The 26,515-nt window shown below is 72.1% G+C and carries 21 protein-coding genes; 7 read left to right on the plus strand and 14 right to left on the minus strand.

The window, feature by feature from the left end; all coding sequences use genetic code 11:
- Position 1: 1 nt before the first annotated feature.
- The 5 genes from secD to ruvC form a co-directional block, all read right to left on the minus strand.
- A complete protein-coding gene (gene secD / locus O7603_RS10365; protein ID WP_281575479.1) occupies positions 2 to 1,930 on the minus strand; it encodes a protein translocase subunit SecD in 1,929 nt (642 codons plus the stop codon).
- A 251-nt stretch (positions 1,931 to 2,181) separates the two neighbouring features.
- Positions 2,182 to 2,541, minus strand: a complete 360-nt coding sequence (gene yajC, locus O7603_RS10370; RefSeq protein ID WP_281575480.1) for a preprotein translocase subunit YajC — start codon at positions 2,539 to 2,541, stop codon at positions 2,182 to 2,184.
- 122 nt (positions 2,542 to 2,663) lie between these two features.
- Positions 2,664 to 3,734, minus strand: a complete 1,071-nt coding sequence (gene ruvB / locus O7603_RS10375; RefSeq protein WP_281575481.1) for a Holliday junction branch migration DNA helicase RuvB — start codon at positions 3,732 to 3,734, stop codon at positions 2,664 to 2,666.
- Positions 3,731 to 4,333: a Holliday junction branch migration protein RuvA gene (ruvA, locus tag O7603_RS10380; protein WP_281575482.1), complete on the minus strand. Its 603-nt coding sequence runs from the start codon at positions 4,331 to 4,333 to the stop codon at positions 3,731 to 3,733. Before ruvA ends, ruvB begins: the two co-directional genes overlap by 4 nt.
- On the minus strand, positions 4,330 to 4,857 hold the full coding sequence (ruvC, locus tag O7603_RS10385; RefSeq protein WP_281575483.1) for a crossover junction endodeoxyribonuclease RuvC: 528 nt from the start codon (positions 4,855 to 4,857) through the stop codon (positions 4,330 to 4,332). The genes ruvA and ruvC overlap by 4 nt, the downstream gene beginning before the upstream one ends.
- Before the next feature lie 240 nt (positions 4,858 to 5,097).
- Here ruvC and O7603_RS10390 point away from each other — a divergent pair, with 240 nt between their 5' ends.
- Positions 5,098 to 5,880 (plus strand): 3-hydroxybutyrate dehydrogenase, encoded by a 783-nt coding sequence (locus tag O7603_RS10390; protein WP_281575484.1) that lies wholly within the window; start codon positions 5,098 to 5,100, stop codon positions 5,878 to 5,880.
- Between the two features lie 14 nt (positions 5,881 to 5,894).
- Positions 5,895 to 7,814: a helix-turn-helix domain-containing protein gene (locus tag O7603_RS10395; RefSeq protein WP_281576660.1), complete on the plus strand. Its 1,920-nt coding sequence runs from the start codon at positions 5,895 to 5,897 to the stop codon at positions 7,812 to 7,814.
- A gap of 298 nt (positions 7,815 to 8,112) precedes the next feature.
- Here O7603_RS10395 and O7603_RS10400 read toward each other — a convergent pair whose 3' ends face one another.
- Both O7603_RS10400 and O7603_RS10405 read right to left on the minus strand, forming a co-directional pair.
- Positions 8,113 to 8,721, minus strand: coding sequence for a TetR/AcrR family transcriptional regulator (locus O7603_RS10400; protein ID WP_281575485.1), 609 nt, complete (start codon positions 8,719 to 8,721; stop codon positions 8,113 to 8,115).
- Positions 8,722 to 8,732: 11 nt separating this feature from the next.
- A complete protein-coding gene (locus O7603_RS10405) occupies positions 8,733 to 10,301 on the minus strand; it encodes an MFS transporter (protein WP_281575486.1) in 1,569 nt (522 codons plus the stop codon).
- Positions 10,302 to 12,424: 2,123 nt separating this feature from the next.
- Here O7603_RS10405 and O7603_RS10410 point away from each other — a divergent pair.
- The gene (locus O7603_RS10410) at positions 12,425 to 13,018 is read left to right on the plus strand and encodes a hypothetical protein (RefSeq protein ID WP_281575487.1); all 594 of its coding nucleotides are present in this window, start codon (positions 12,425 to 12,427) and stop codon (positions 13,016 to 13,018) included.
- Positions 13,019 to 13,157: 139 nt separating this feature from the next.
- On the opposite strand, the gene O7603_RS10415 is transcribed toward O7603_RS10410, so the two are convergent.
- The 7 genes from O7603_RS10415 to dnaE form a co-directional block, all read right to left on the minus strand.
- Complete coding sequence (locus O7603_RS10415; RefSeq protein WP_281575488.1) at positions 13,158 to 14,174, minus strand: branched-chain amino acid ABC transporter permease; 1,017 nt, start codon at positions 14,172 to 14,174, stop codon at positions 13,158 to 13,160.
- Positions 14,171 to 15,052 carry a branched-chain amino acid ABC transporter permease gene (locus O7603_RS10420; protein ID WP_281575489.1) on the minus strand — a complete coding sequence of 294 codons (882 nt, stop codon included), beginning with the start codon at positions 15,050 to 15,052 and terminating at the stop codon, positions 14,171 to 14,173. Before O7603_RS10420 ends, O7603_RS10415 begins: the two co-directional genes overlap by 4 nt.
- Before the next feature lie 7 nt (positions 15,053 to 15,059).
- Entirely contained in the window at positions 15,060 to 16,310 is a 1,251-nt protein-coding gene (locus tag O7603_RS10425; RefSeq protein WP_281575490.1) for an ABC transporter substrate-binding protein, read from the minus strand.
- Between the two features lie 44 nt (positions 16,311 to 16,354).
- Complete coding sequence (locus O7603_RS10430; protein ID WP_281575491.1) at positions 16,355 to 17,047, minus strand: ABC transporter ATP-binding protein; 693 nt, start codon at positions 17,045 to 17,047, stop codon at positions 16,355 to 16,357.
- Complete coding sequence (locus O7603_RS10435; protein ID WP_281575492.1) at positions 17,034 to 17,795, minus strand: ABC transporter ATP-binding protein; 762 nt, start codon at positions 17,793 to 17,795, stop codon at positions 17,034 to 17,036. Before O7603_RS10435 ends, O7603_RS10430 begins: the two co-directional genes overlap by 14 nt.
- A gap of 251 nt (positions 17,796 to 18,046) precedes the next feature.
- Entirely contained in the window at positions 18,047 to 19,087 is a 1,041-nt protein-coding gene (locus tag O7603_RS10440) for an aminotransferase class V-fold PLP-dependent enzyme (RefSeq protein WP_281575493.1), read from the minus strand.
- 175 nt (positions 19,088 to 19,262) lie between these two features.
- Positions 19,263 to 22,796: a DNA polymerase III subunit alpha gene (gene dnaE / locus O7603_RS10445; RefSeq protein ID WP_281575494.1), complete on the minus strand. Its 3,534-nt coding sequence runs from the start codon at positions 22,794 to 22,796 to the stop codon at positions 19,263 to 19,265.
- Between the two features lie 205 nt (positions 22,797 to 23,001).
- Between dnaE and O7603_RS10450 the strand changes: the two genes are divergently transcribed.
- From O7603_RS10450 to O7603_RS10465, 4 genes are all read left to right on the plus strand, one after another.
- Complete coding sequence (locus O7603_RS10450; RefSeq protein WP_281575495.1) at positions 23,002 to 23,340, plus strand: PadR family transcriptional regulator; 339 nt, start codon at positions 23,002 to 23,004, stop codon at positions 23,338 to 23,340.
- Entirely contained in the window at positions 23,340 to 24,287 is a 948-nt protein-coding gene (locus O7603_RS10455) for a permease prefix domain 1-containing protein (RefSeq protein ID WP_281575496.1), read from the plus strand. Before O7603_RS10450 ends, O7603_RS10455 begins: the two co-directional genes overlap by 1 nt.
- 169 nt (positions 24,288 to 24,456) lie before the next feature.
- On the plus strand, positions 24,457 to 25,737 hold the full coding sequence (locus tag O7603_RS10460; protein WP_281575497.1) for a sensor histidine kinase: 1,281 nt from the start codon (positions 24,457 to 24,459) through the stop codon (positions 25,735 to 25,737).
- Entirely contained in the window at positions 25,734 to 26,444 is a 711-nt protein-coding gene (locus O7603_RS10465) for a response regulator transcription factor (RefSeq protein WP_281575498.1), read from the plus strand. The genes O7603_RS10460 and O7603_RS10465 overlap by 4 nt, the downstream gene beginning before the upstream one ends.
- Positions 26,445 to 26,515: the final 71 nt, after the last annotated feature.

Here is a 26,515-nt window from a genome sequence, read left to right on the forward strand (position 1 = left end):
GTCAGGCCTCCTTCACGCGGGACGGGCGGGTGGTGGTGTCGCGCTCGGCTTCGGCCGTCCGCAGGACGCGGCCAAGGCCACTGACCCGCGGCGAGAGGAAGGCACCGGTCCGCGCGAACATCGTCATGATCGGGTGCCGGAAGAGGAACACCACGACCAGGTCCAGCACCGTCGCCAGGCCGAGGGCGAAGGCGAAGCCCTTCACCGTGCCGACCGAGACCACGTAGAGGACCACCGCCGCGAGGATCGAGATCGTGTTCGCCGAGATGATCGTCCGTCGGGCCCGGGCCCAGGCCCGCGGCACCGCGCTACGTGGGCTGCGGCCCTCCCGGATCTCGTCCTTCAACCGTTCGAAGTAGATGACGAACGAGTCCGCCGCCACACCGAGCGAGACGATGAAACCGGCGATGCCGGCGAGGGTCAGGGTGAAGCCGATCTGCCGCCCGAGCACGATCAGCGCGCCGAAGACCAGCAGGGCGGAGAGCAGCAGGCTCAGGAAGATCACCGAGCCGAGCAGGCGGTAGTAGAAGAACGCGTAGATGATGACCAGCAGCATGCCGATGCCGGCCGCGAGCAGACCGGCCCGCAGGTGGCTGGCGCCCAGCGTGGCGGAGACGTTCTGCTGCTCCTGCTGCTCGAAGGTCACCGGCAGGGCGCCGTAGCGCAGCTGGCTGGCGAGGTCGCTGGCGTCCTTCTGGGTGAAGTTTCCGGTGATCTGCGAGTCACCGGTGAGCACGCCCTGGATCTCCGGCGACGAGACGATCTCGTTGTCCAGCACCACGGCGACCCGGCACTTGCCGTCCTGGCCGAGGGCGGAGGCGTCGCAGGCCTGCCCGTCGTTGTTGAACGACTCGCGGGTCAGGTTGGTCCACTTTTCCTGACCGCTGCCGGTGAAGTCGAGGCTGACCACCCAGGAGCTGGTCTGGTCCATCACCGCGCTGGCGTCGCTCACGTCGGTGCCGAGCACCTTCGCCTTGTCGAGCAGGTACTTCGCGGCGCCGTCCTCACAGGCCACGGCCTGCTGGTTCGGGTCGGAAATCGACGCCGGCGGACGCTTGTCGAGCTGGGCGCAGCCGATGGTCGGCACGTTGAACTGCATCTGCGCCGGCAGGACGGCGACCTCCTCCGGGCTCAGCGTGCCGAAGGGCTTGAGCTTGTCCGCCAGCGAGGGGTCGGCGGAGAGGTCCGCGGGGCCCTGCAGGCCGCTCGCGGCCGACCAGGCGGCCGCGCCGACCTTCTGCTCGACGGCCTTGCGCTGCTCCTCGATGCTGGCCGACACCGGTTCGTCACTGGCGCTCGGCGAGGGCGCCGCGGCGCTCGGCGAGGCCGATGCCGACGCCGACGCCGACGGAGTGGCGCTCGGCGCCGGCGCCATGCCGCCCTGGCCGCCCGTCGGGGAGCTGGTCACCTTCGGCGCCGGGCTGCCGGACGGGGTCGCGCTGCCCGACGGGGTCGGGGCCGCGCTGCCGGACGGCGCCGGGCTGGCGCTGCCGGACGGGGTCGGCGCCGGTGCGGCGACCGCACCGCTGCCGTCCGCGGCCTTGAGCACCTTGCGGAAGCGCAGCTCGGCCGCGCTGCCCACGTTGGTCAGGTCCCGGTTCTCACCGGGCAGGGAGATCACGATGTTCCGGTTGCCCTCGGTGACCACCTCGGCCTCGGCCACGCCGAACGCGTTGACCCGGTTCTCGATGATCTGGCGGGCCTCTTCGAGGTTCTCCGCCGTCGGGGGCCGGCCGTCGAGGGTGTTCTTCGCCTCGAGCGTCAGCCGGGTGCCGCCGATCAGGTCCAAGCCGAGCCGGGGCTCGAGCCGATCCGTGAAGCTGCCCTTGGCGCCGCCCGAGAAGAACACCAGAAGATAGAGGACCACGAAGACGAGCCCGAGCACGGCGATCTGCCGTCCGGGGCGCATCTGTCCCTGAGGTGGTGCCACGGCTGTCCTGTCTCCCTGTAACAGTCGCGCCGCCGATCAGCGGCGACGGGGTCGGCCGGGGGTCCCGGCCGACGGTCCACCCGGGCCGGCGACGGGCGGCGGCACGGCGCCACGGCGGCCGGCGCGAAGGGCGCCGACCGGCCACGGAGGCGTGCCGACGCCCTACGTCGACCCGACTATCCAGTTTTCACGTCACGTCCGCCACCCCGTCGGGCCACCGGCGCGGGCCGGCCGCCCCGAGGGGAGGTGGGTCACTCCTTGACGGTGTCCGCGTCCTCGGTGGTCGGCTCGGCCGGGAGCTCGGCCCGGGTGACCACCCGGGCGATCGCCGGCCGGGCGTAGCGGGTCTGCACGCCGGGGGCGACCTCGAGCAGGACGGTGTCGTCGTCCACACCGGTCACGGTGCCGTAGAGCCCGCCGATGGTGACCACCTCGTCGCCCGGGGAGAGCGCGGACTGCATCGCCTCGGCCTCGCGGCGACGCTTCTGCTGGGGGCGGATCATCATGAAGTACATGACGCCGAAGAGCAGAACGATCATGAGGATCGGCGTCAGACCGCCGGCTCCCCCACTGCCCGCTGCGAGGTATTGCACGGTTACAGACCTTCCCATTGACCCCCCTGCCGGCGCGGGGCGCGCCGGAGCGGAGGCGGATTCTCACGTCCTGTACAGACCGCGGCGAAGTCTAATCCCTGCACCTGGGAACGCCGAATGCGGCACAGATCACGTTCGGATCACGGCTGTTCGGGCGCGGTCGAGAACAGATCGGGCGTGGGAGGGGCATCCGCGCCAAATGTACCATTAGGCGGCGTACGGCCCAGATGGTGCCAGGCAGCCTCGGTCGCCACCCGCCCCCGGGGCGTACGCGCCAGCAGACCGGCCCGTACCAGGAACGGCTCGCACACCTCCTCGACGGTGTCCGGCTGCTCCCCCACCGCCACCGCGAGGGTGGAGAGACCGACCGGGCCACCCCGGAACGAGTCGACCAGCGCGGTGAGCACCGCCCGGTCCAGCCGGTCCAGCCCGAGCGCGTCGACGTCGTACACCGTCAGGGCCGCCCGGGCGGTCTCCAGGGTGACCACGCCCTCGGCCCGGACCTCGGCGAAGTCCCGCACCCGGCGCAGCAGCCGGTTGGCGATCCGGGGCGTCCCCCGCGACCGGCCGGCGATCTCGGCGGCGCCGTCGTCGGTGATCGGCACGTTCAGGATCCGCGCCGAGCGGTGCAGCAGCGCCTCGAGGTCGGCCGGGGCGTAGAAGTCGAGGTGGGCGACGAAACCGAACCGGTCCCGCATCGGCCCGGTCAGCAGACCGGAGCGGGTGGTCGCGCCCACCAGGGTGAACGGCTCGACGTCCAGCGGGATCGCGGTGGCGCCCGGCCCCTTGCCGACCACCACGTCGACCCGGAAGTCCTCCATCGCGCTGTAGAGCAGCTCCTCGGCCGGCTTCGCGATCCGGTGGATCTCGTCGATGAAGAGCACGTCGCCCTCGGCGAGGCTCGTCAGGATGGCCGCGAGGTCGCCCGAGCGCTCGATGGCCGGGCCGCTGGTCACCCGGATGCCCGAGCCCAGCTCGGCGGCGACGATGTTGGCCAGGGTGGTCTTACCCAGGCCGGGCGGCCCGGACAGGAGGATGTGGTCGGGCGGGCTGCCGCGCCGCATCGCGCCCTTCAGCAACAGGTCGAGCTGGTCGCGCACCCGGTGCTGGGCGATGAACTCGTCCAGCCGCTTCGGCCGGACGCTGGCCTCCGCGTCCAGTTCCGCGTCGTTGACGTACGCCGAGACCAGGCCGCCGTCGGGAGCCGTCATCGGGTGCGGCCCAGCAGCCGGATGGCCTGCTTGAGCAGGACCGGTACGGGCGGGGTCGGGCCGTCGACGGTCTCCGCGACCGCGGCCACCGCCTGGTCGGCCTGCGCGCCCGTCCAGCCCAGCCCGACGAGCGCCTGGCGGACCTGCTCGGGCCAGGCGCCGCCGGTCACGCCGGCCGCGCCGTCGACGCCCACCGGCACCGGGCCGATCCGGTCGCGCAGCTCCAGCACGAGCCGCTCGGCGCCCTTTTTGCCGATGCCGGGCACCCGGGTCAACGCGGCCGTGTCGGCGTTGGCGATCGCCTTGCGCACCGCGTCCGGCGTGTGCACGGCGAGCACCGCCTGCGCCAGCCGGGGGCCGACCCCACTGGCGGTCTGCAACAGCTCGAAGAGCTGCTTGGCGTCGTCGTCGGCGAAACCGTAGAGGGTGAGCGAGTCCTCGCGGACGACCAGACTGGTGGCGAGCCGGGCGGGCTGGCCGATCCGCAGGTCGGCGAGGGTGGCCGGGGCGCAGTGCACCGCCAGGCCCACCCCGCCGACCTCGATCACCGCCTGGTCGGGGCCGGTCGCGGTCACCACGCCGCGCACGCTGGCGATCATCTGGATCCTCCTCGTCGTACCCGGTCGGCCGCGGCGGCCAGCTTGGAGCGGGTGCCGCCGCGCCACACGTGGCAGATGGCCAGGGCGAGCGCGTCCGCGGCGTCGGCCGGGCGGGGTGGTTCGGGCAGCCGCAGCAGGCGGGTGACCATCGCGGTCATCTGCGCCTTGTCCGCCTGACCCGAGCCGGTCACCGCCGCCTTCACCTCGCTCGGGGTGTACGTCTGCACCGGCAACCCGGCGCGCGCGCCGGCGAGCACCGCGATCCCGCTGGCCTGGGCGGTGCCCATCACGGTGCGGACGTTGTGCTGGCTGAACACGCGCTCGACCGCCACGCTGTCCGGCTGGTGCTCGGCCACCAGCTTGGTCAGCGAACGGTCCAGGTGCAGCAGTCGGACGGGCAGCTCGTCGGCCGGGTCGGTGTAGACCACGTAGTAGGCGACCAGGGTGCAGGGCCGGCCGGGCACGCCCTCGACCACACCCACCCCGCACCGGGTCAGCCCCGGGTCGACGCCGAGCACCCGCACGCCGCCTCCTCCCCCCACACCGCCAGCAGTACGTGTGTTCGACACCCTACCGATGGCCCGGAACGGGTGCCGGGCGGGACACGCCGGGATCGACGACGGGCGCGGACACGCCGGGCGGCGGGCGGGAACGGTCCACGACGTACCGGCCGCCGTCGTGCGGCGCTCCCACACACCCTGGCCATCGAGTATGTGTCGCCACCCCATGTGCGCCCGGCCACACAGCTCGTAACTTCTTGCGCCATGACGGCAGAACCCGTGGCGGTCCCCCACGTCGTGAACGTCGACCTCGCCGGTCGGACCGCCCTGGTGACCGGGGGCGGCAGCGGCATCGGCCGGGCCTGCGCCCTGCGGTTGGCGGCGGCCGGGGCCTCGGTCCTGGTGGTGGATCGCAACGTCGAGGCGGCGAAGGCGGTGGCCGCCGAGGCCAGCGGGCGGGCCGAGGGGATCGACCTCGCCGACGCCGAGGCCGTGGACCGGCTCGACACCGACGTGGACATCGTGATCAACAACGCCGGGTTGCAGCACGTCGCCCCGGTGCCGGACTTCCCGGCGGAGCGGTTCGCGTACCTGCACCGGGTCATGGTCGAGGCGCCGTTCCTGATCATCCGGCGCGCGCTTCCGCACATGTACGCGAACGGCTGGGGTCGGATCATCAACATCTCGTCGGTGCACGGGCTGCGCGCCTCGCCCTACAAGGCGGCGTACGTCTCGGCCAAGCACGCCCTCGAAGGGCTGTCGAAGGTGGTCGCGTTGGAGGGCGCGGAGCACGGTGTCACCGCCAACTGCATCAACCCGGCGTACGTGCGCACCGCCCTCGTGGAGAGCCAGATCGCCGACCAGGCCGCCAGCCACGGCATCCCGGAGTCCGAGGTCGTGGAGAAGATCATGCTGGCCCGGGCGGCGATCAAACGGCTGATCGAGCCGGAGGAGGTCGCCGAGCTGATGGCGTACCTCTGCACGCCGCCGGCGGCATTCATCACCGGCGCGTCCATCGCGCTCGACGGGGGCTGGACGGCGAACTAGTGGCCCTGAGCACAATGGGCGTCATGTCCTCGCCGGTGGAGTTCCTCGAACTGCTCGCCCGGGAGGCGGCCGCGGTCGAGTTCGAGGGCCCGCTGGTCGCCGCCCGCGCCGCCGGCCTCCCCCCGGACCAACTCGCCGAACTGGAGCAGGCCAAGACCGTGGCGCTGCGGGTCCGCGCGCTGCTGGAGCGCCGGCGCCGCCGGGAGACCGAGCTCTCCGGGCTGTACGACACGGTGAGCGACCTGGCCGGCCTCCGCGACCTGGACGACGTGCTGCGGGCCATCGTGCACCGGGCGCGCACCCTGCTCGGGGCCGACGTGGCGTACATGACGCTGAACGACGACGAGCGCGGCGACACCTACATGCGGGTCACCGACGGCTCGGTCTCCGCCCGGTTCCAGCGGTTGCGGCTGCCGATGGGCGCCGGCCTCGGCGGCCTGGTCGCACAGACCGGCGCCCCCTACGTGACGGCGAACTACCCGGAGGACGACCGCTTCCACCACACCGGTGAGATCGACGCCGGGGTGGGCGAGGAGGGCCTGGTGGCGATCCTGGGCGTGCCGCTGCGGCTCGGGTCGACCTCCATCGGGGTGCTCTACTCGGCGAACCGCTCGGCCCGGCCGTTCGCCCGCGAGGAGGTCGCCCTGCTGGTCTCGCTCGCCGCGCACGCGGCGGTCGCGATCGACACCGCCCGCCTGCTCACCGAGACCCGCTCGGCGTTGGCCGAGCTGTCCGCCGCGAACACCACGATCCGGGCGCACAGCAGCTCCGTGGAACGGGCGGCGGCCGCCCACGACCGGATGACGGCGCTGGTGCTGCGCGGCGGCGGCGTCGAGGACGTGGCGGCGGCGGTGACCGAGGTGCTCGGCGGCGCGCTGCTGGCGCTGGACGCGGAGGGCCGCCTGCTCGCCCGGGTCGGGGAGATCGACGAGCCGGACCGGTCGGACATCGTCGAGGCGGTGGCCGCCTCGCGGACCGAGGGGCGCAGCGTCCGGCGGGGCGCGCTCTGGTACGCGGCGGTGGTGGCCGGGGCGGAGAACCTCGGCGCGCTGGTGCTGCGTCCCGACGAGGAGCTGGTCGACGCCGACCAGCGGATCCTGGAGCGGGCCGCGCTGGTGACGGCGCTGCTGCTGCTGTTCCGCCGTACGGTCGCCGAGGCGGAGGGTCGGGTCCGCGGCGAGCTGCTCGACGACCTGATCGCCCGGCCGCTGCGCGACACCGACGCGCTGCGCAGCCGGGCCCGACGGCTCGGGGTCGACCTGGACGCGCCGCACGTGCTCGTGGCGGTCGGGGACGACGCGATCGCCGCGACCGGCTCGGCCCGCCAGCGGGTGCTCTCCTGGGCCACCACGTACGCCTCGACCCGCGGCGGCCTGGCCGCGGCGCGCGACGGCCGGGTGGTGCTGATGCTGCCCGGTCAGGACGCCGGCGGCAGCGCCCGGGCGGTGTCCCGGGATCTGTCCCGGATCACCGGCCGGCCGGTGACCGCCGGGGCGAGCGGCCCGTCCACCGGGCCGGCGTCGCTGGCGGCCACGTTCCGCGAGGCGGACCGCTGCCTCACCGCGCTCGGCGCGCTGGGTCGCGCCGGCCAGGGTGCGAGCACCTCTGAACTGGGCTTCGTCGGGCTGCTGCTCGGCGCGGTCGGCGACGGGGGCGACCGGGACGTGGACCGGTTCCTGACCGCGACGGTGGGGCCGGTGGTGGAGTACGACGCCCGGCGCGGCACCGCGCTGGTCCGGACGTTGGAGGCGTACTTCGGGGTGGGTGGCAGCCTGGCCCGCGCCGCCGAGCAGCTGCACGTGCACGTGAACACGGTGACCCAGCGGCTGGAGCGCGTCGGGCAGCTGCTCGGCGCGGACTGGCAGCGGCCGGAGCGGGCGCTGGAGGTGCAGCTGGCGCTGCGCCTGCACCGCCTCCGCTCCCCCGCCGGCTGAGCGTCGCGCCCCTTTACCCGCTTGCGGCCCGACCGGTGCCGTGCTCACCGGCCGGCTGCCGGGCCGGCTCGCACCCGCCGGTGACTCGGTGCACCGGGCGGGTCGGCTGCGGGTGGCACCAAGGCCGACGAGCGTTGTCCGGCGGTCGGCGTCCGGCGGTCGGCACCGGCGCTGACGGTGGGCGGCCAGCATCGGCGGCGGCGAAGCCGCTGGTCGCCCACCGCCCGACTCGGACGAGCCGGCGTCGCACGCCGATCCGGGCCAACGGGAGGACGGCGGTGCGTCCGCCCCGTTCGGGTCAGCGGGCGCGGATGCCCTCCAGCACCCCGTCGACGACCCGCTCCGGCAGCACGGTGTCGTCCAGCTCGGGGTGCCAGCGCAGCACCCGCTGGATGAGCATCGGCCCGGTGAGCATGGCCAGGGCCAGCTCGATGTCGAGGTCGGCGCGCAGCTCGCCAGTGCTCACCCCGCGCCGCAGCACCTCGCGCACCCGCGCCCGGCGGGGCTCGATGATGCTCTGGTAGAGCTGGTAGCGGTCCGGGTCGCGGTTCACCTCGGGTATCAGGCAGGGCATGATCTTCGAGGCCCGCGGGTCGGCGTTGCGGCCGACCCCGCCGACCAGCACGATCAGGTCCTCCCGGACCGACCGGCCGGTCGTCTCCGGTGGCGTGCCCTTGAGGATGCCCAGCGCGTCGCGCAGCAGCGCCTCCTTGCCGGACCAGCGACGGTAGATGGTCGCCTTGCCCACGCCGGCGCGGCTGGCGATCGCCTCGATCGAGAGCGCCTCGATCGTGCTGCCCTCGGCGAGCAGGTCGAGCGTGGCTTCGATGATCGCCTCGTCGGCGCGGAGGCTCCGCGGTCGCCCGGGCGACCGCGGAGCATCGGCACTGGACATCATGTCGGACATTGTCGCCGAACCTAGGCGGTGCCGGCCAACTCGGGTTCGGCGGCCGGCGCCGTCGGCGCCGGAGCCGTGGCTGCCCGGCCGGGCAGCCAGCGCAGCGCCACGAGGATGCCGAGCGCGGCCACCAGCGCGGAGAGCACAGCCGCCCAGTGCATGGCCGTGATGAACGAGTCGTTCGCGGCCGCGAGCAGCTTCGGCGCCGCCGGACCGAGCTGACCGGCCGTCGCGTACGCCCCGGAGATGGACTCGTTCGCGGCGTCTCGGGCCTCGGCCGGCAGGCCGTTCAGAGCCGGCTCGACGTCGCCCCGGTAGACCGCGGAGAGCACCGAACCGAGCACCGCCACGCCGAGCGCGCCGCCGACCTGGCGGATGGTGTTGCTGACCGCCGAACCCACACCGGCCTTCTCCCGGGGCAGCGCCGACATGATCGACTCGGTCGCCGGCGGCATGATGTTGGCCATGCCGACACCCTGGATGAAGTAGAAGACCAGCACGACCCAGATCGGGGTCTGCGCGTCGATGAAGGCGAAGGCGGCGAGCGAGATCACCGTCAGCGTCAACCCGACCGCCGCGACCGCCTTGCCGCCGTACTTGCGGACCATCGCCGCGCTACGCGGGGCGAAGATCAGCTGGGCGCCGGCGAACGGCAGGAAGAGCAGGCCGGTCTCCAGCGGGCTGTAGCCACGCACCAGCTGGAGGTAGAACGAGCCGAAGAACATCACGCCCATTGCGGCGAAGAAGATCAGGCCGACGATCGCGACCGGCGCGGCGAACTGCGGCACCTTGAAGAGCCGGACGTCCAGCGACGGGTGGCTGCTGCGCCGCTCGATCACCACGAACCAGGCCAGCACCGCCAGGCCACCGACGATCGAGGCCCACACCACCGGCCGACCGAAGCCGTGCTCGCCGCCGTCGATGATGCCGTAGGTCAACGCGACCAGGCCGATCACCGAGAGCACCACGCCGAACACGTCGACCCGGCCCGGCTTCGGGTCCCGCGACTCGGGCACCAGCAGCGCGACCAGCACCACGCCGAGCGCGACCACCGGCACGTTGATCAGGAAGACCGAACCCCACCAGAAGTGCTCGAGCAGCGCGCCGCCGAGGACCGGGCCGATCGCGACGGCCAGCCCGACCGCGCCGGCCCAGACGCCGATCGCCCGGCCGCGCTCCCGCGGGTCGAAGACGTTGGAGATGATCGAGAGCGTCACCGGCATGATGGCCGCGCCGCCGACCCCCATCAGCGCGCGGGCCGCGATCAGCTGCCCCGGGCTGTCCGCGTACGCCGACAGCAGCGACGACAGCCCGAAGAGCACCAGCCCGATCAGCAGGAACCGCTTGCGGCCGGCCCGGTCACCGAGCACCCCGAAGGTGAAGAGCAGGCCCGCGAAGACCAGCGTGTACGAGTTGATCGCCCACTCCAGCTCGCCCTGGCTGGCACCCAGGCCGTGCACCGGGTCGGCGAGCGTACGCAGGGCGACGTTCAGGATGGTGTTGTCGAGGACGACCACGAGGAGGCTGATCACCAGCACTCCCAGGATCGCCCACCTCCTCGGGTGGCCCGTGTTGTCGCGGATTTCCATGTGGTGGTTCTCCCCCCGGTAGCCCCGCCGGAAAATACGATACGGGGCAGACTCGAAACAGTGGTCAGCCTACGACGGCCATTAACGATACGGAACCGATCCGTATCGTATGTGTCCGGCGTCACGTGCCCCCGCTCCCACGAACCGACCTGGAACCCCGCTCCTCGGCCTCGCCAGCGAAGGGCCGGCCGTCGGTGGCGCAGGGAAGGCCGGGCGGCGAAGGGCCTGCCCACGGCACGGAAGGGCAGGCCGGCGGCGGCGAAGGACGGGCCGGCGGCGCGCGCACGGCGATGACGCGGGGCACGGCGACGGGCGCAGGGCACGCGACGGTGGCGCGGGCGGCGGTGGCGCGGGCGGGGGTGGCGCGGGCGGCACTGGCGGCACTGGCGACGGTGGCGCGGGCGGCACGACGGGCGGCGGCGCAAGGCACGGCGACGGCGGCAGTGGCGCGGGCGGCACGGCGTCGGCGGCACAGGGCGGCACGGCGGGTGGCGGCGCAGGGCACAGAGGCGTCGGCTTGCCCAGCGCACCGCGCCTCGCCCCGCCCCGCGACACCCACCGACGCGCCGCCCGAACCACCCGAGCCGGTCGACGCCGTCCCGACCTGATCGACTCACCCAACAAGCGCCGACAGATCGACTCGACTTCCATGAAGTCGCGGTGTCCTACTGACTCGCACACCCCGACTTCAAGGAACCCGAGTGGATCTAGCAGACGGTGACCTTGATCGACAACATGTAGCCCACGTGGCGGGGTCCCACCTACTTGGATACCGCCATATCAGCGATCTGGTGTTGACCAACACGGCTGACGGATTGATCGACCCAACTGCCCCGGCCCGTGGGGGTCCCGGCCAGGGTGATACCGCACACTCGATTCGACCCTTTCCGCACCTGGGATCAGGAATCGGCCGGGTTCGGAGGCGACGGTGGTGGTCGTGCGGGCAGAAGGACCAGCGGGCCGGAACCCTAGCGGGCCGGTGGGCTGACGGGGCCAGCGGGCTGACGGGGCGGGCCCTGGGCCGGTGAGCTGGCCGGGCCGGGTTGGCTGGCGCGGCGGTGGGGGTGGGCTGACAGCTGGCGCGGAGGTGGGCGGTGGGCTGGTGGGCTGACGGGGCCACCGCGCTGACGGGGCGGCCTGGCCGGGCCGGGTGGGCTTGGCCGGGCCGGGTGGGCTGGCCGGGGCGGGTGGGCTTGGCCGGGCCGGGTGGGCTGGCCGGGCCGGGTGGACTGGCGCGGCGGTGGGGGGCGGGCTGACGGGGCCGGTGGGCTGGCGGCCGCGATGGGGGCTGGCGGGCCGGGTGGCGGGCGGGCGGGCGGGCGAGTCGTTTGTGCTGTCAGCTCTAAAGGACGCGGTCTGGTCTGCCCCGCGTCGGGCCTGCGGCCTCGTGGTCGCCCGTTGAGGTTCGCGGTCTCCTGACGGTGCGGGGGATGAGCGGGGGGTCTGGTGGGCGGATGAGCGGGTGGGGTGCCCGGAGCCGGGTTTGTGCCGTGCCGGGTGGCCCGGCTGTCGGACGCCCAGGCGGGGTGGGTGGGGCGTGCGGTTCGGGCCGGGGCCGTGTGGGGTTGGTGTCCGGTTCCGGCGAGACACGGGGCGGTGGTTTCCGGCCGGCTGGGCCGGTGTGGGTGCTTTGGCGTGTGACCGGGGGCATCCCTGGGCTGGAATCGTGGGCGGCGCCGGGTCGTTGAACATGGGCGACGGCCGAGGTAGCGCGCCGGTCGCCGGCTGACCTGGCCGGGTGACGCGGATGGCCTGGCCCCCGGAATGACGGCGGGCGGCCGGTCGTTGCACAACGGACCCGGCGCGATGGCCGGCCCCGGAATGATGGCGGGTCGCCGGTCGTTGCACACGGACCCGGCGATCGGCCGGCCCCGGAATGATGGTGGGCTGTCGGTCGTTGGATATGGACCCGGCGCGGTGCGGCACCCCCGCCCACCACCCGCCGGCCCCCGGTCACGGTGAGCATCGCTCCCGACCGGAACCCCCGGGCCGCGGACCGTCCCCCGCGTTCGTCGATCCCGGTTTACAGACTTCCCCCTTGCGGACGCCGTGGGCGTGCCGCGTCCCGCATCACCGTCCCCCGTCTGGTGTGCGGGTGTCTCACCCCCGAAGGAGCCTTTGTGATGAACACGATCATGCGCAAGAGTGTTCTGGGTATCGCTGGTGTGGCTTTCGCTGGTGGGATCTTCGCCGGTCCGGTGGCCGCGCACGCCGCCACCCCCACCGTCGATGCCAAGCCCGTCGCGGTCGTGCACGTGGACAAGCCGGGTGTGGACGCGGGCAAGCTGATCCCGCACGGTGTGCAGGGCGCGCAGTCGCGCATCGACCTGAACGACGAGCAGACCGCCAACGTCAAGGCGATCATCGCCGCGACGAAGAAGTCCGGTCTGGACGAGCGGGCCGCGGTCATCTCGATCGCCACCAGCCTGCAGGAGTCGAAGCTGGAGAACCTGGGCCACCTCGGCGACCGCAACGACCATGACTCGCTGGGCCTGTTCCAGCAGCGCCCGAGCTCGGGTTGGGGCAGCCCGGAGCAGATCACCGACCCGATCTACTCCACCCAGGCGTTCCTCAAGGGCCTCAAGCAGGTCGACGGCTGGCACGACATGCCGCTGACCGACGCCGCCCAGACCGTGCAGGTCTCGGCCTACCCCGACGCGTACGCGCAGTGGGAGCAGCAGGCCGCCGACCTCGTCGCCCAGCACTGGAACAGCTGACCCCAGCGAACTAGAGCAACAACCGAACACGAACAACAACACCACTGGCCGGCACCCCCAACCAAGGGGGTGCCGGCCAGCGGCATGTCCGGCCGCGACGGCGAGCCACCGTCCGCACGGGACCGTCACCGGCGGCCGACTAGCGCTGCCTCCGGGCCATCCAGCGTCGGGCGAGGGTCGCGACGCTCCCCCAGATCCCGCGCCGGAACAGCAGTACGACGAGGACGAAGATGCCACCGGTGACCAGGCCGATCGCCTCGAAGCCGGAGAACGACAGCCAGTCCTCCAGCCGGACCACGATGGCCGCGCCGAGCACCCCGCCCCACAGCGTGCCGATCCCGCCGAGTACCACCACGATGACCGCCTTGCCGGAGGTCGTCCAGTGCAGTACGTCGAGGGAGACGAAGCGGTGCCCCACGGCGAAGAGTCCGCCGCCAAGCCCGGCGATGAACCCGGACAGCACGAACGCGGTGAGCTTGTACCGGTGCACCGGATAGCCGAGCGCCCGGGCCCGCGCCGGATTGTCACGGATGCCGACCAGCACCCGGCCGAAGGGCGAGTTCACGATCCGCCACGCGGCTGCCAGGCCGAGCAGCACGATCGGCAGGATCGCGTAGTAGAAGTAGTAGTCGTCGGTCAGGTCGAGCCCGAACAGCTCCCGCGGCACGCCCTGCAGGCCGTTCTCGCCGCGGGTGACCGAGCGCCACTCGTTGGCCACGTAGTAGACCATCTGGGCGAACGCCAGGGTCACCATGGCGAAGTAGATGCCGGTGCGCTTCACCGCCAGGTAGCCGATCGGCACGGCGAGCACCGCGGCGGCGAGCGCCCCGGCCAGCACGGCGGCGGGGAACGGCAGGCCGGCGTGGATCGCCACCAGGCCGGTGACGTACGCGGACGTGCCCCAGAACGCGGCGTGCCCGAAGGACATCAGCCCGGTGAAGCCGAGCAGCAGGTCCACCGCGACCGCGAAGAGCGCCCAGCAGAGGATGTCCACCGCTACCGCCGGGTAGAGCCCGTTCGGCAGCCACAGCGCGGCGACGAGCGCGAGCGCGAGCAGCGCGTACCGGATCCAGCCCGGTGCGCGGGCGACGGCGACCAGGCCGGACGGCGGCGCCGGGCGGCCGGCCTCGGCCGGGCTGTCGACGGTGCTGGTCATGCCGGTGCCTCCTCACGGCCGAAGAGCCCGGCCGGGCGCCAGAGCAGCACGACGGCCATCACGATGAAGACGATCGTCTGGGACACGATGGGGAAGTCCGAGAGGTACGCCTCGCCCCACGCCTGCACGAGGCCGATGCCGAAGCCGGCGGCCACGGAGCCGAAGATGGAGCCCAGCCCGCCGATCACCACCACGGCGAAGACCACGATGATGAGGTCGGCGCCCATCAGCGGGTTGACGGCCCGCATCGGCGCGGCCAGCACCCCGGCGAGGCCGGCGAGGCCGATGCCGAAGCCGAAGACCGGGGTGACCCAGCGTCCGACGTTGATGCCGAACGCCCGGGTCAGCTCCGGCCGCTCGGTGGACGCGCGGACCACCATGCCGATCCGGGTGCGGGTCAGCACCCACCAGACGGCGACGCAGACGGCGACCGCGAAGCCGAGGATGAACACCCGGTAGGTGGGGAAGTCGAACAGCCCGAAGTTCACCGAGCCGCCGAGCGCCGACGGGGTGGCGTACGGGCTGGACTGGACGCCGTACCGCAGCTTCACCAGGTCCTGGAGGATCAGCGTCAGGCCGAAGGTGAGCAGGAAGTTGTAAAGCGGGTCGAGCCGGGTGAGCCGGTGGATGAAGGCCCGCTCCAGGGCCATGCCGAGCAGGCCGAGCCCCACCGGCATGATGACCAGCGCTGCCCAGAACGGCACGCCCGCCTCGGTGAGCAGCACGTACGCGCCGAAGGCGCCGAGCATGTAGAAGGCGCCGTGGGCGAAGTTGACCACCCGCAGCATGCCGAAGATGACCGCGAGCCCGAGGGCGAGCAGGGCGTAGAACGCCCCGCTCACCAGCCCGTTGAACGTGTTCTGCAGGAAGCCCGTCATGCCCTGTTCACATCTTGCAGTCCGCCGACGGGGCGCGGAACGCCTCGGCGGCGGGGATGGTCTTGAGGACCTTCACGTAGTCCCACGGCTCGGTCACCTCGGACTGCGGCTTGACCTGGGCCAGGTACGCGTCGTGGATGACGCGGTGGTCCTCGGCGCGGATCTTGCCGTTGCGCAGGAAGACGTCGTTGACCTCCTTGCCCTCCAGCCCCTTGACCACGGTGTCGGCGTCGTCCGTGCCGGCGGCCTGGACCGCCTCCAGGTACTGCAGCGCCGCCGAGTAGTTGGCCGCGTGCGCGAACGACGGCCGGGTGCCCGTCTCCTTCTGGAACCGGTCGGCGAACGCCCGGTTCTCCTGGTCGAAGTTCCAGTACCAGGCGTCGGTGTAGGTGGTGCCGGCGAGCGCGGCCGGGGTGAGCGAGTGGATGTCGGTGATGAACATCAGGCCGACCGCGAGGCCGACACCCTTGTCCCGCAGCTTGAACTCGTTGTACTGCTTGACGACGTTCACCAGCTCGGCGCCGGCCTGCATGGTGCCGAGCACCTGCGGCTTCGGGTTCAGCGTCGGCGCCTTGAGCAGGTAGGTGGAGTAGTCGCCGCTGGTGTTCGGGAACGGCGCGCCGTCCTTGCCGACCACCTGCCCGCCGGCCTCGCCGATGGCGGTCGAGAAGCTCTTCTCCATGTCCTGGCCGAAGGCGTAGTTGGGGTAGAGGATGTACCAGTTCTTCCCCACCTGCTCGGTGGTCACCTTGCCGGTGCCGTTGGCCAGCATGTACGTGTCGTACGCGTAGTGGAACGTGTACTTGTTGCAGCTCTTGCCGGTCAGGTCGGTGGTGGCGGCGCCGATGTTGAAGTAGAGCTTCTTCTTCTCCTTGGCCACGTCGGCCACCTTCAGCGCGGCCGAGGAGGTGGGCACGTCGAGGATGATGTCGGCGCCCTTGCGGTCGTACATCTCGGCGGCCTTGCTGTTGGCGACGTCCGGCTTGTTCTGGTGGTCGGCGGTCTCCACGGTGATGTTCTTGGTCACCGCCTGGTCGCCGTGCTTCGCCTTGAAATCGGCGATGGCCATCTCGACGGCCTTGACCGAGTTCTTGCCGGACAGCTCTGAGTACGCCCCGGACTGGTCGTTCAGCACGCCCAGCACGATCTTGTCGCCGGTCAGCTTCTGGTCGCCGCCCGACTGGGGGCCACCGCCGCCGCAGCCGGCGACCAGCACCACCGCGGCCGACGCCGCGGCCACACCCACGGTCCTACGCATGCCATTCCCTCCATCCGCGCACGACGCGCGGGTCAGCTCCGACATCAGATTCCGAGGTACGACAGCAGCTCGCGTTCCCGCGAGCGCACCTCGGAGTTGTCCATCGCCTCCACGACGCGTCCCTCGGCCAGCAGGTAGTGCCGGTCGGCGACGCCGGTGGCGAAGTGCAGGTTCTGCTCGACGAGCAGCACGGTGACGCCGTGCCGCTTGGCCTCGCGCAGCAGGTCGCCGACCTGCTGCACCAGCAACGGGGAGAGCCCCTCGGTCGGTTCGTCGCAGAGCAGCAGCCGGGCGCCCATCCGCAGCACCCGAGCCAGGGCGAGCATCTGCTGCTCGCCGCCGGAGAGCATGGTGGCCGCCGAGTCGCGCCGGGCGTGGAGGGCGGGGAACGCCTCGTACACCCGCTCCAGCGACCACGGGTCGGGGCCGACCGCCGGCGGCAGGGTGAGGTTCTCCGTGACGCTCAGCGTGGCGTAGCTGCCGCGGTCGTCGGGCACCCAGCCGAGCCCGAGCCGGGCCCGCCGGTGCGCCGGCAGCCGGCCGATGTCCCGCCCGTCCAGCTCCACCGTGCCCCGCTGGCCCGGGTGCAGCCCCATGACCGCGCGCAGCAGGGTGGATTTTCCGGCACCGTTGCGGCCGACCAGGGTGACCACCTCGCCGGCGGCGACGTCGAGGCTGACGTTTCGCAGCACCTGCGCCTCTCCGTACCAGGCGGAGAGGTTCTCAATGCGCAGCATCAGCGGCTCCCAGGTAGGCGGTGATCACGCGCTCGTCCGCGCGGACCTCGTCGTACGGGCCCTCGACCAGGACCTTGCCGGCCTGGAGCACGGTGACCGTGTCGGCCAGTCGACCCACCACGCTCATGTTGTGCTCGACCATCACCACGGTCCGCCCTTCGCGGACGCGGGCGATCAGCTCGACGGTCCGGTCGACGTCCTCCAGGCCCATGCCCGCGGTCGGCTCGTCGAGCAGCAGCACCTTCGGGTCCAGGGCGAGGGCGATGGCCAGCTCCAGCGCGCGCTTGCGTCCGTACGCCAGCGCCTCGGCGGGTGCCTGCGCGAGTTCGGTGAGGCCGACCATGTCGAGCAGTTCGGCGGCACGGTCGTGGTAGCGGCCCATCAGCTTCGCCGAGCGCCAGAAGCGCCAGCCCAGCCCGCTCGACGACTGCAACGCCAGCTCGACGTGCTCCTGCGCGGAGAGTTGCGGGAAGAGGCTGGTGATCTGGAAGGAGCGGGCCACGCCGAGCCGGGCGACCTGTTCCGGTGGCAGCCCGGTGACGTCCCGCCCGGCCAGCTCGATCCGGCCACCGCTGGGCCGTAGGAACCCGGTCAGCAGGTTGAACAGCGTGGTCTTGCCGGCGCCGTTGGGGCCGACCAGCGCGTGGACGCTCTCCGGCGCGACGTCGAGGTCGACGCCGTCGACCGCCCGGAAGCCCCGGAAGTCGCGGGTCAGCCCGCGAGCCGACAGGAGCGCTTGCCCGGCCATCGCCATGTCCTCCGAAGGTCTCCGGCGACGGTCGGAACGGTGACCGTGGTCACATGGCCGTCGCGTGCAGGAAACCTACGGCCGGGTGCGCGGGTCGAGCCATGTCGATCAGCCACATATTCCTATGTGTCGAACCGTAGCCGGTCACCACCGGCCGGGCCGACCGCCCGGCACGGCGCCAATCGAGGATGGTCATTGCCCCGTGCGGACGGGGCGTGGCATGTGGTGATCCCACCTCGACCATGCGGTGGTCAGGAGGTGAGCGCGTCCAGGGCCAGGTCGACGTCGTCCACGGTGGAGTAGAGGTGGAAGGAGGCGCGGACCCGGCCGGCGCGCACTGCGGCCCGCACACCGGCCCGTTCCAGGCGCTCCTGCGCCCCGGGCACCTCGACCGCCACGATCGCGCTGTCCCCCGGTGGCCGGCCGAGCCCGGTGAGCAGCCGGTTCGCCAGCGCCACGTCGTGCTCGCGGATCGCCGGCAGCCCGATCTCCAGGAGCAGGTCGAGCGCCGGCGCCAGCGCCACCCAGTTGAACCAGGCCGGGGAGATGTCGAAGCGGCGGGCATCGTCGGCCAGGCGCAGCGGCGGGCCGTAGTAGGAGGCGTGGGGGTCGGCGCCCGCGAACCAGCCCGCGGCGTCCGGCCGCAGCCGCTCGCGCAGCTCCGGAGCGAGGTACGCCAGCGCGACGCCGCGCGGCCCCATCAGCCACTTGTACGCGGCCACCGCGACCACGTCGGCTCGGGCCCCGTCGAACGGAAGCCAGCCGGCGGCCTGGGTGGCGTCCACCGCGACCAGCGCACCGTGCGCCCGGGCCGCGGACACGATCTCGTCGTACGCCGCGACCGTGCCGTCAGCGGACTGCACCAGACTGAACGCGACCAGGTCGGTGTCGGCGTCGATCGCGTCGACCAGCCCGGCGAGCGGGACGGTGCGTACCTGGACCCCACGCTCGGCCTGGACCAGCCAGGGGAACAGGTTGGAGGTGAATTCCGCCTCGGGCACGACGACGGTCGCACCGGCCGGCAGCGCCGCGGCCACCGGCGCGAGCAGTTGGGAGACCGCGCTGCCCGTCGCGACGTCCTCGAGGGGTACGCCGCCGACCAGCCGGGCGAAGGCGGCGCGGCACCGGCCGACGGATTCGCCCCACCCCTCCCAGGAGGTCGCCCCGACCCGCCACTCCGCGAGGGCCTCCTGCAACGCGGTCCACGCGGGCTCGGGCGGCAACCCGTACGTGGCGGTGTTCAGCCAGCCGGGCTCCGGCTGCCACAGCTTCTGCGCCTCATCGAGTTCCATACGCCCGACGCTAGCCACGGGACCGCCCGAGGTGGACGGCCAATCCGTGCCCGGCGGCCTGCCCCGCTCCGACACCCGGTTGATCATGAGCTTTGCGGCGTCGACGGTGATCGACGTCGCCGCAAACCTCATGATCGACGGGGCGAGGCCGGCCGGGGGGACCCGGCGGGGGTGGTCAGCTGACGTTGGCCGGGCCGAGGACGCTCTTCAGGTCGGCCATCAGGGCGGTGGTGGCCGCCACCCGGAACGGGCCGAGCCGCAGGGTGGTGGTCTTGCTGCCGTTGAGCAGCTTGACATGCACCTCGGCGTCGCCGGGGTGCAGCACCAGGGTCTCCTTCAGCCGTTCGACCAGCGGCGGCGTGCACCGGGTCACCGGGATGGTGAGGGTGACCGGCTTGTTCGCCGCGCTGGTGCTGACGTCCGGCATCGACATGTCCATCGCCATGATCCGGGGTGTGTCGTCGCGGCGGTCCACGCGTCCCTTGACCACCACGATCGCGTCCTCGGCGATGTACTGCCCGATCACCTCGTAGGTGTTGGGGAAGAAGAGCGTCTCCACCCCGCCGGCGAGGTCCTCCAGGGTGGCCGAGGCCCAGGCCCGGCCCTGCTTGGTGACCCGGCGCTGCACGCCGGAGAGGATGCCGGCCAGGGTGACCACGGCGCCGTCGGGCACCGCGCCCTCCTCGGCGAGCGCGGCGATGGTGGTGTCGGCGGCGGCGTTGAGGATGTGCTCCAGCCCGAACAGCGGGTGGTCGGAGACGTACAGGCCGAGCATCTCCCGCTCGAAGGCCAGCTTGTCCCGCTTGTCCCACTCCCCCTCGCCGATGACCGGCATGACGGTGCTGCTGGCGGAGGTCTCGGCGTCGCCGAAGCCCGCGCCGAACAGGTCGTACTGGCCGGTGGCCTCCTTGCGCTTGACGTCGGCGTACGCGTCGATGGCGTCGGCGTGCACCTGGAGCAGGCCCTTGCGGGTGTGCTTGAGCGAGTCGAACGCGCCGGCCTTGATCAGCGATTCGATGGTCTTCTTGTTGCAGACCACCGCGTCCACCTTGGACAGGAAGTCGTAGAAGTCGGTGTACTCGCTCTTCTCGTCCCGGCAGCGCATGATCGCGGCGACCACGTTAGCCCCGACGTTGCGGATGGCGGCGAGGCCGAAGCGGATGTCCCGGCCGACCGGGGTGAACGGCCCGGCGGAGGTGTTCACGTCCGGCGGCAGCACCTGGATGCCCATCCGGCGGCACTCCGACAGGTAGAGCGCCATCTTGTCCTTGTCGTCGCCGACCGAGGTGAGCAGCGCCGCCATGTACTCGGCCGGGTAGTGCGCCTTCAGGTACGCCGTCCAGTAGGACACCAGCCCGTACGCCGCGGAGTGCGCCTTGTTGAAGGCGTAGCCGGCGAACGGGACCAGCACGTCCCAGACCTTCTGGATCGCCTCGTCGGAGTAGCCGCGTTCGCGGCAGCCGTCCCGGAAGGGGATGAACTCCTTGTCGAGGATCTCCTTCTTCTTCTTGCCCATCGCCCGGCGGAGCAGGTCGGCCTGGCCCAGGGTGTAGCCGGCGAGGATCTGCGCGGCGCGCTGCACCTGCTCCTGGTAGACGATCAGGCCGTAGGTGGGGGCGAGGATCTCGCGCAGCGGCTCCTCCAACTCCGGGTGGATCGGGGTGATCTCCTGGAGGTTGTTCTTGCGCAGCGCGTAGTTGGTGTGCGAGTCGACGCCCATCGGGCCGGGCCGGTAGAGCGCGAGGACGGCGGAGATGTCCTCGAAGTTGTCCGGCTTCATCAGCCGCAGCAGCGAGCGCATCGGCCCGCCGTCGAGCTGGAAGACGCCCAGGGTGTCGCCGCGGGCCAGCAGCTCGTAGGCGCCCTGGTCGTCCAGCGGCAGGGCCAGCAGGTCGAGTTCCTTGCCGTGGTTGAGCTGGATGTTCTTGACCGCGTCGTCGATGATCGTCAGGTTGCGCAGGCCGAGGAAGTCCATCTTCAACAGCCCGAGCGACTCGCACGTCGGGTAGTCGAACTGAGTGATGATGACCCCGTCGGAGTCCCGGCGCATCAGCGGGACGTGCTCGATGATGGGCTCGGCGGACATGATGACGCCGGCGGCGTGCACGCCGGTCTGCCGGATCAGCCCCTCGATGCCCTTGGCGGTGTCGATGACCTTCTTGACGTCCGGGTCGGACTCGTAGAGGCCCCGGATCTCGCCGGCCTCGGCGTACCGGGGGTGCTTCGGGTCGAAGATGCCGGTCAGCGGGATGTCCTTGCCCATCACCGCCGGGGGCATCGCCTTGGTGATCCGGTCGCCCACCGCGTACGGGTAGCCGAGCACCCGGGCCGAGTCCTTGATCGCGGCCTTGGCCTTGATGGTGCCGAAGGTGGCGATCTGCGCGACCTTGTCCTCGCCCCACTTGTCGGTCACGTACTTGATGACCTCGCCGCGCCGACGCTCGTCGAAGTCGATGTCGACGTCCGGCATCGAGACGCGCTCGGGGTTGAGGAACCGCTCGAAGATCAGCCCGTGCGGGATCGGGTCCAGGTCGGTGATGCCCATTGCGTACGCCACCAGGGAGCCGGCCGCCGAGCCACGGCCCGGGCCCACCGCGATGCCCTGGTTCTTGGCCCACTGGATGAAGTCGGCGACCACGAGGAAGTACGACGGGAAGCCCATCTGGATGATGACGCCCAGCTCGTACTCGGCCTGCACGACGTGGCCCTCCGGGACGCCGTTCGGGAACCGGCGGGCCAGCCCCTTGAACGTCTCCTTACGGAACCAGGACTCCTCGGACTCCCCCTCGGGGACTGGGAAGCGCGGCATCAGGTTGTGGAACTCGAACATCCCCGTCGGGTCGACCTTCTCGGCCACCAGCAGGGTGTTGCGGCAGCCCTCCAGCCAGGCGTCGGAGTTGTCGACCGCACGCATCTCGTCGGCGGACTTGATGTAGTAGCCGCTGCCGTCGAAGCGGAATCGGTTCGGGTCGGCGACGTTCGCGGCGGTCTGCACGCAGAGCAGCACGTCGTGCGCCTCGGCCTGGGCCTCGTGGGTGTAGTGCGAGTCGTTGGTGACCACCGGCGGGATGCCCAGCTTGCGGCCGATCTCCAGCAACTCGGTGCGGACCCGGTGCTCGATCGAGATGCCGTGGTCCATGATCTCCAGGAAGTAGTTCTCCTTGCCGAAGATCTCCTGGTAACGGGCCGCGGCCTTCAGCGCCTCGTCGTACTGGCCGAGCCGCAGCCGGGTCTGCACCTCGCCGGAGGGGCAGCCGGTGGTGGCCATCAGCCCCGAGGCGTGCTCGGCGAGGATGTCCGCGTCCATCCGCGGCCACTTGACGAAGTAGCCCTCGGTGTACGACCGGCTGGTCAGGCTGAACAGGTTGTGCAGGCCGACCTTGTTGGCCGCCCAGATCGTCATGTGGGTGTAGCCGCCGCTGCCGGAGACGTCGTCGCTCTTCTGCTCCGGCCGGCCCCACCGCACCCGCTGCTTGTGGAACCGCGACTCCGGCGCCACGTACGCCTCGATGCCGAGGATCGGCTTCACGCCGGCCGCCGTCGCCTGCTTGTAGAAGTCGTTCGCGCCGTGCATGTTGCCGTGGTCGGTCATCGCCACCGCCGGCATCTCCTGCCGGCTGACCTCGGCGAACAGATCCTTGAGCCGGGCCGCTCCGTCGAGCATCGAGTACTCGGTGTGTACGTGCAGATGCGCGAACGAATCGCCCATGCGTGCGCCCCCCAGCTATGGATCTTGCGCGGTCGGAGCCGACCGGAAACCACCCTACCGAGGTCAACTCCGCGGCTCCACCGTCCGCGCCGAGGGTGGTGGTCTCCGTCTCGTCCTCGCCGCCCGGGCCTCCGGCACATCATCGTCGGCCACACGACGATATGGCGCTAGACAATAGTGTGTGCCACACAGTATCGTGTGATGCATGGTCAGCGACGAGATCCTCCGGACCCACCTCCAGGAGCTACGCCGGGGCACGGTCGTGGTGGCGAGCCTGGTCGCCCTGCGCCGCCCCGACTACGGCTACGCGCTGCTGCAACGGCTCACCGGCCACGGCTTCCCGGTGGACGCCAACACGCTCTACCCGCTGCTGCGCCGCCTCGAAGAGCAGGGGCTGCTGACCAGCGAGTGGAACACCGAGGAGAGCCGCCCCCGAAAGTTCTACCGGACCAGCGACGAGGGTGAATCGGTCCTGCACCGGCTCCTCGACGACCTGGCCGCCGTACAGACCTCCCTCACCGGCCTGATCGAAGGAGCGCACTGATGACCTCCCTGACCGACCGCTACCTCGCCGCGACCCTGCGTTCGGTCCCGGCCGCCCGCCGCGAGGAGATCGCGACCGAGCTGCGCGGCTCGATCGAGGACATGATCGACGGGCGTCGCGCCGAGGGGCGGGACACCGAGACCGCCGAGCGCGAGGTGCTCACCGAGTTGGGCAACCCCGCGCAGCTCGCCGCCCGCTACGCCGACCGGCGCCTCCAGCTCATCGGCCCGACCTACTACCTGGCCTGGGAGCGGCTCATGAAGCTGCTGCTCAGCTTCATCCCGGCGCTGGTCGGCGTGATCGTCGGCCTGGTGGAGGCGACCGACGGAAACGCGGGTGACGCGATCGGCACGGGAATCGGCGCCGCGCTCCAGACCACGGTCCAGATCGGCTTCTGGGTCACCCTGGTCTTCGCGGTGCTGGAGCGCACCAACGCCTCGCTCGACCTGCCGGAATGGACCGTCGACCAGCTCCCCGAGGACCACACCGGCCGGCAGATCACGCTGGTCGACGTGGCCGCCTCGGTCGGCTGGCTGGTGCTGGTCATCGCGTACCTGCCGATCCAGCACTTCCACTCCTTCGTCCCCGACCGCGACGGCGACAACCTGCCGATCCTCGATCCGGCGCTGTGGAGCTTCTGGCTGCCGTTCCTGATCGCCGTGCTGGTCGCCACCGTCGGCCTGGAGCTCGCCAAGTACCGGGCCGGCCGCTGGACCTGGCCGCTGGTCGGGGTCAACGCCGCGCTCGACCTGGCGTTCGCGGTGCCGGTGATCTGGCTGGTCTCGACCGACCGGCTGCTCAACCCCGACCTCGTGAACCGGTGGGAGTGGCTCGCCCGCGAGGAGAACCTGAACAACGTCGCCACGTTCGTCATCGTCGGCACGGTCCTGGTCGTCCTCTGGGACATCGCCGACAGCGCGGTCAAGGCGTACCGCAACCGGCACTGACGCCCCGCACGACGCGGCCCGGCACTCACGGGGGTGCCGGGCCGCGGCACGTCCGGCCCCGCTCGTCGTCGGCCGGGGCACCAGTGTCGCGGCGTCGGGGTCGCCGCGCGTCGACGACGGCGAAAGGGCCCACCCGGGCGGTGCCCGACGGGATGAGATCCTTGACCAGGTGACCACCCCCACAGGCGATGACTGGCGCCGGCCCGGGCCCACCCCCGAGCAGCGACGCCTGGACCTCTACGGCGGGCTGGCCGTGACCGTGCTGGCCCTGTTCAGCCTCACCCTGACCCGCAGCACCGGCGCGTTCCTGCTCGGGCCGCCGCCCTCCTGGCCCGAACAGATCGTCTGGACCGTCGCGGTGACGCTCCCGCTGATCTGGCGACGACGGTTCCCGGCCACCACGACGCTGGTCATCTCGGCCACCTTCATCGCCGCGCAGGCACGCTCCGCGCCGGAGACGCAGCTCTCCTCGTGGGCGCTGTTCGCCGCGCTCTACTCCCTCGGCGCGTGGGGGCCGGACCGGCGGCTGTCCCGCCGGCTGCGGATCGGCGTCATCGTCACCATGTTCGCCTGGCTCGGCGTCTACTACGCGGTCACCGTCGGCAGCATCCCGGCCGACGCGTTCGCCCACGCCGTCGGGCCGGTGCCCCCGGTGCTCGCCGCCATGGTGAGCGGGGTGCTGGTCAACGGGCTGTACTTCGGGTTCGCGTACTTCTTCGGCGAGACCGCGTGGCTGGCCGCGCACCGGCAGCACGAGCTGGCGGCACAGGCGGAGGAGCTGCGCCGCTCGCAGGCCGAGGCGCGCGGGCGGGCGGTGATCGGCGAGCGGGTACGCATCGCCCGCGAGCTGCACGACGTGGTCGCCCACCACGTGTCGGTGATGGGGGTGCAGGCGTCGGCGTGCCGGCGGGTCCTCGACCGCGACCTCGGCAAGGCACGCACGGCGTTGACCGCGATCGAGCAGACCGCCCGCACCGCCGTGGACGAGCTGCGCCGGATGCTCGGTGTGCTGCGCGCCGGCGAGAGCGACCCGGCCCGCGCCGAGCCGCCCGCCGGGGTCGACCAGATCGCCGCGGTGGTCGACCGCGCCCGCGACGCCGGTCTGCGGGCCACCCTCGGTGTGTACGGGGACCCGGCGCCGCTGCCGGAGTCGGTCTCCCAGGCGGTGTACCGGGTCGTCCAGGAGGCGGTGACCAACGTGCTCCGGCACGCGACCGGCGCGGGCGTGCTCGACGTCCGGATCCGGTACCTCGCCCGGGAGGTGGAGGTCGACGTGACCGACGACGGACGACCCACCCGCCCGCCCAACCCCGACGGGCTCGGCCTGGTCGGCATGCGCGAGCGGGTCGGCACGCACGACGGCACGCTGGAGGTGGGTCCGCGCGCGGGCGGCGGTTGGCGGGTCCGCGCCCGGTTCCCGGTGCCGGTCGCCGTGCCGGAGCCGGCGTGACCGCCGCGGCCGGGCCGGGGACCGACCGGCCCATCCGGGTGCTGCTCGCCGACGACCAGCACCTGGTGCGTACCGGGTTTCGGGTCATCCTCGAGGTGGAGGACGACATCGAGGTGGTCGGCGAGGCCGCCGACGGCGAGCGGGCGGTCAGCATGGCCCGGGCTCTCCGCCCGGACGTGGTGCTGATGGACGTGGAGATGCCCGGCGTCGACGGCCTCGAGGCGACCCGGCGGATCGGCGTCTCGGCCTCCGCCGACGGGCCGGCCGTGCTGATCCTCACCACCTTCGACCGGGACGACTACCTGTTCGCCGCGCTGCGGGTCGGGGCGAGCGGCTTCCTGCTCAAGAACGGCACCCCGGAGGAGCTGGTCGAGGCGATCCGGGTGCTGGCCCGGGGCGACGGCCTGCTCGCCCCGGAGCTCACCCGTCGGGTGATCGCCACCTTCGCCCGGCCCGGCGCGCCGAGCGACGTGGGCGGCGCGGAGACCGGGGACGCGGCGCTGCGCGACCTCACGCCACGCGAGCGTGAGGTGCTGGTCCTGGTCGCCCGGGGCGCGAGCAACGCGGAGATCGCCGCCGACCTGCACCTCGGCGAGGCGACGGTGAAGACACACGTGAGCCGGGTGCTGGCGAAGCTGGGGCTGCGCGACCGGGTCCAGGCGGTGGTCTTCGCGTACGAGCACGGGGTGGTCCGGGCCGGCGGTTGAGGGGGTCCGTCGCGAGGCGGACCCCGGTTCTCCACCGGCGGGCGGACGGCGGCGGATGCGCGTCGATCTAG

This window comes from Micromonospora sp. WMMD812 (assembly GCF_027497215.1).
Lineage (GTDB): Bacteria > Actinomycetota > Actinomycetes > Mycobacteriales > Micromonosporaceae > Micromonospora.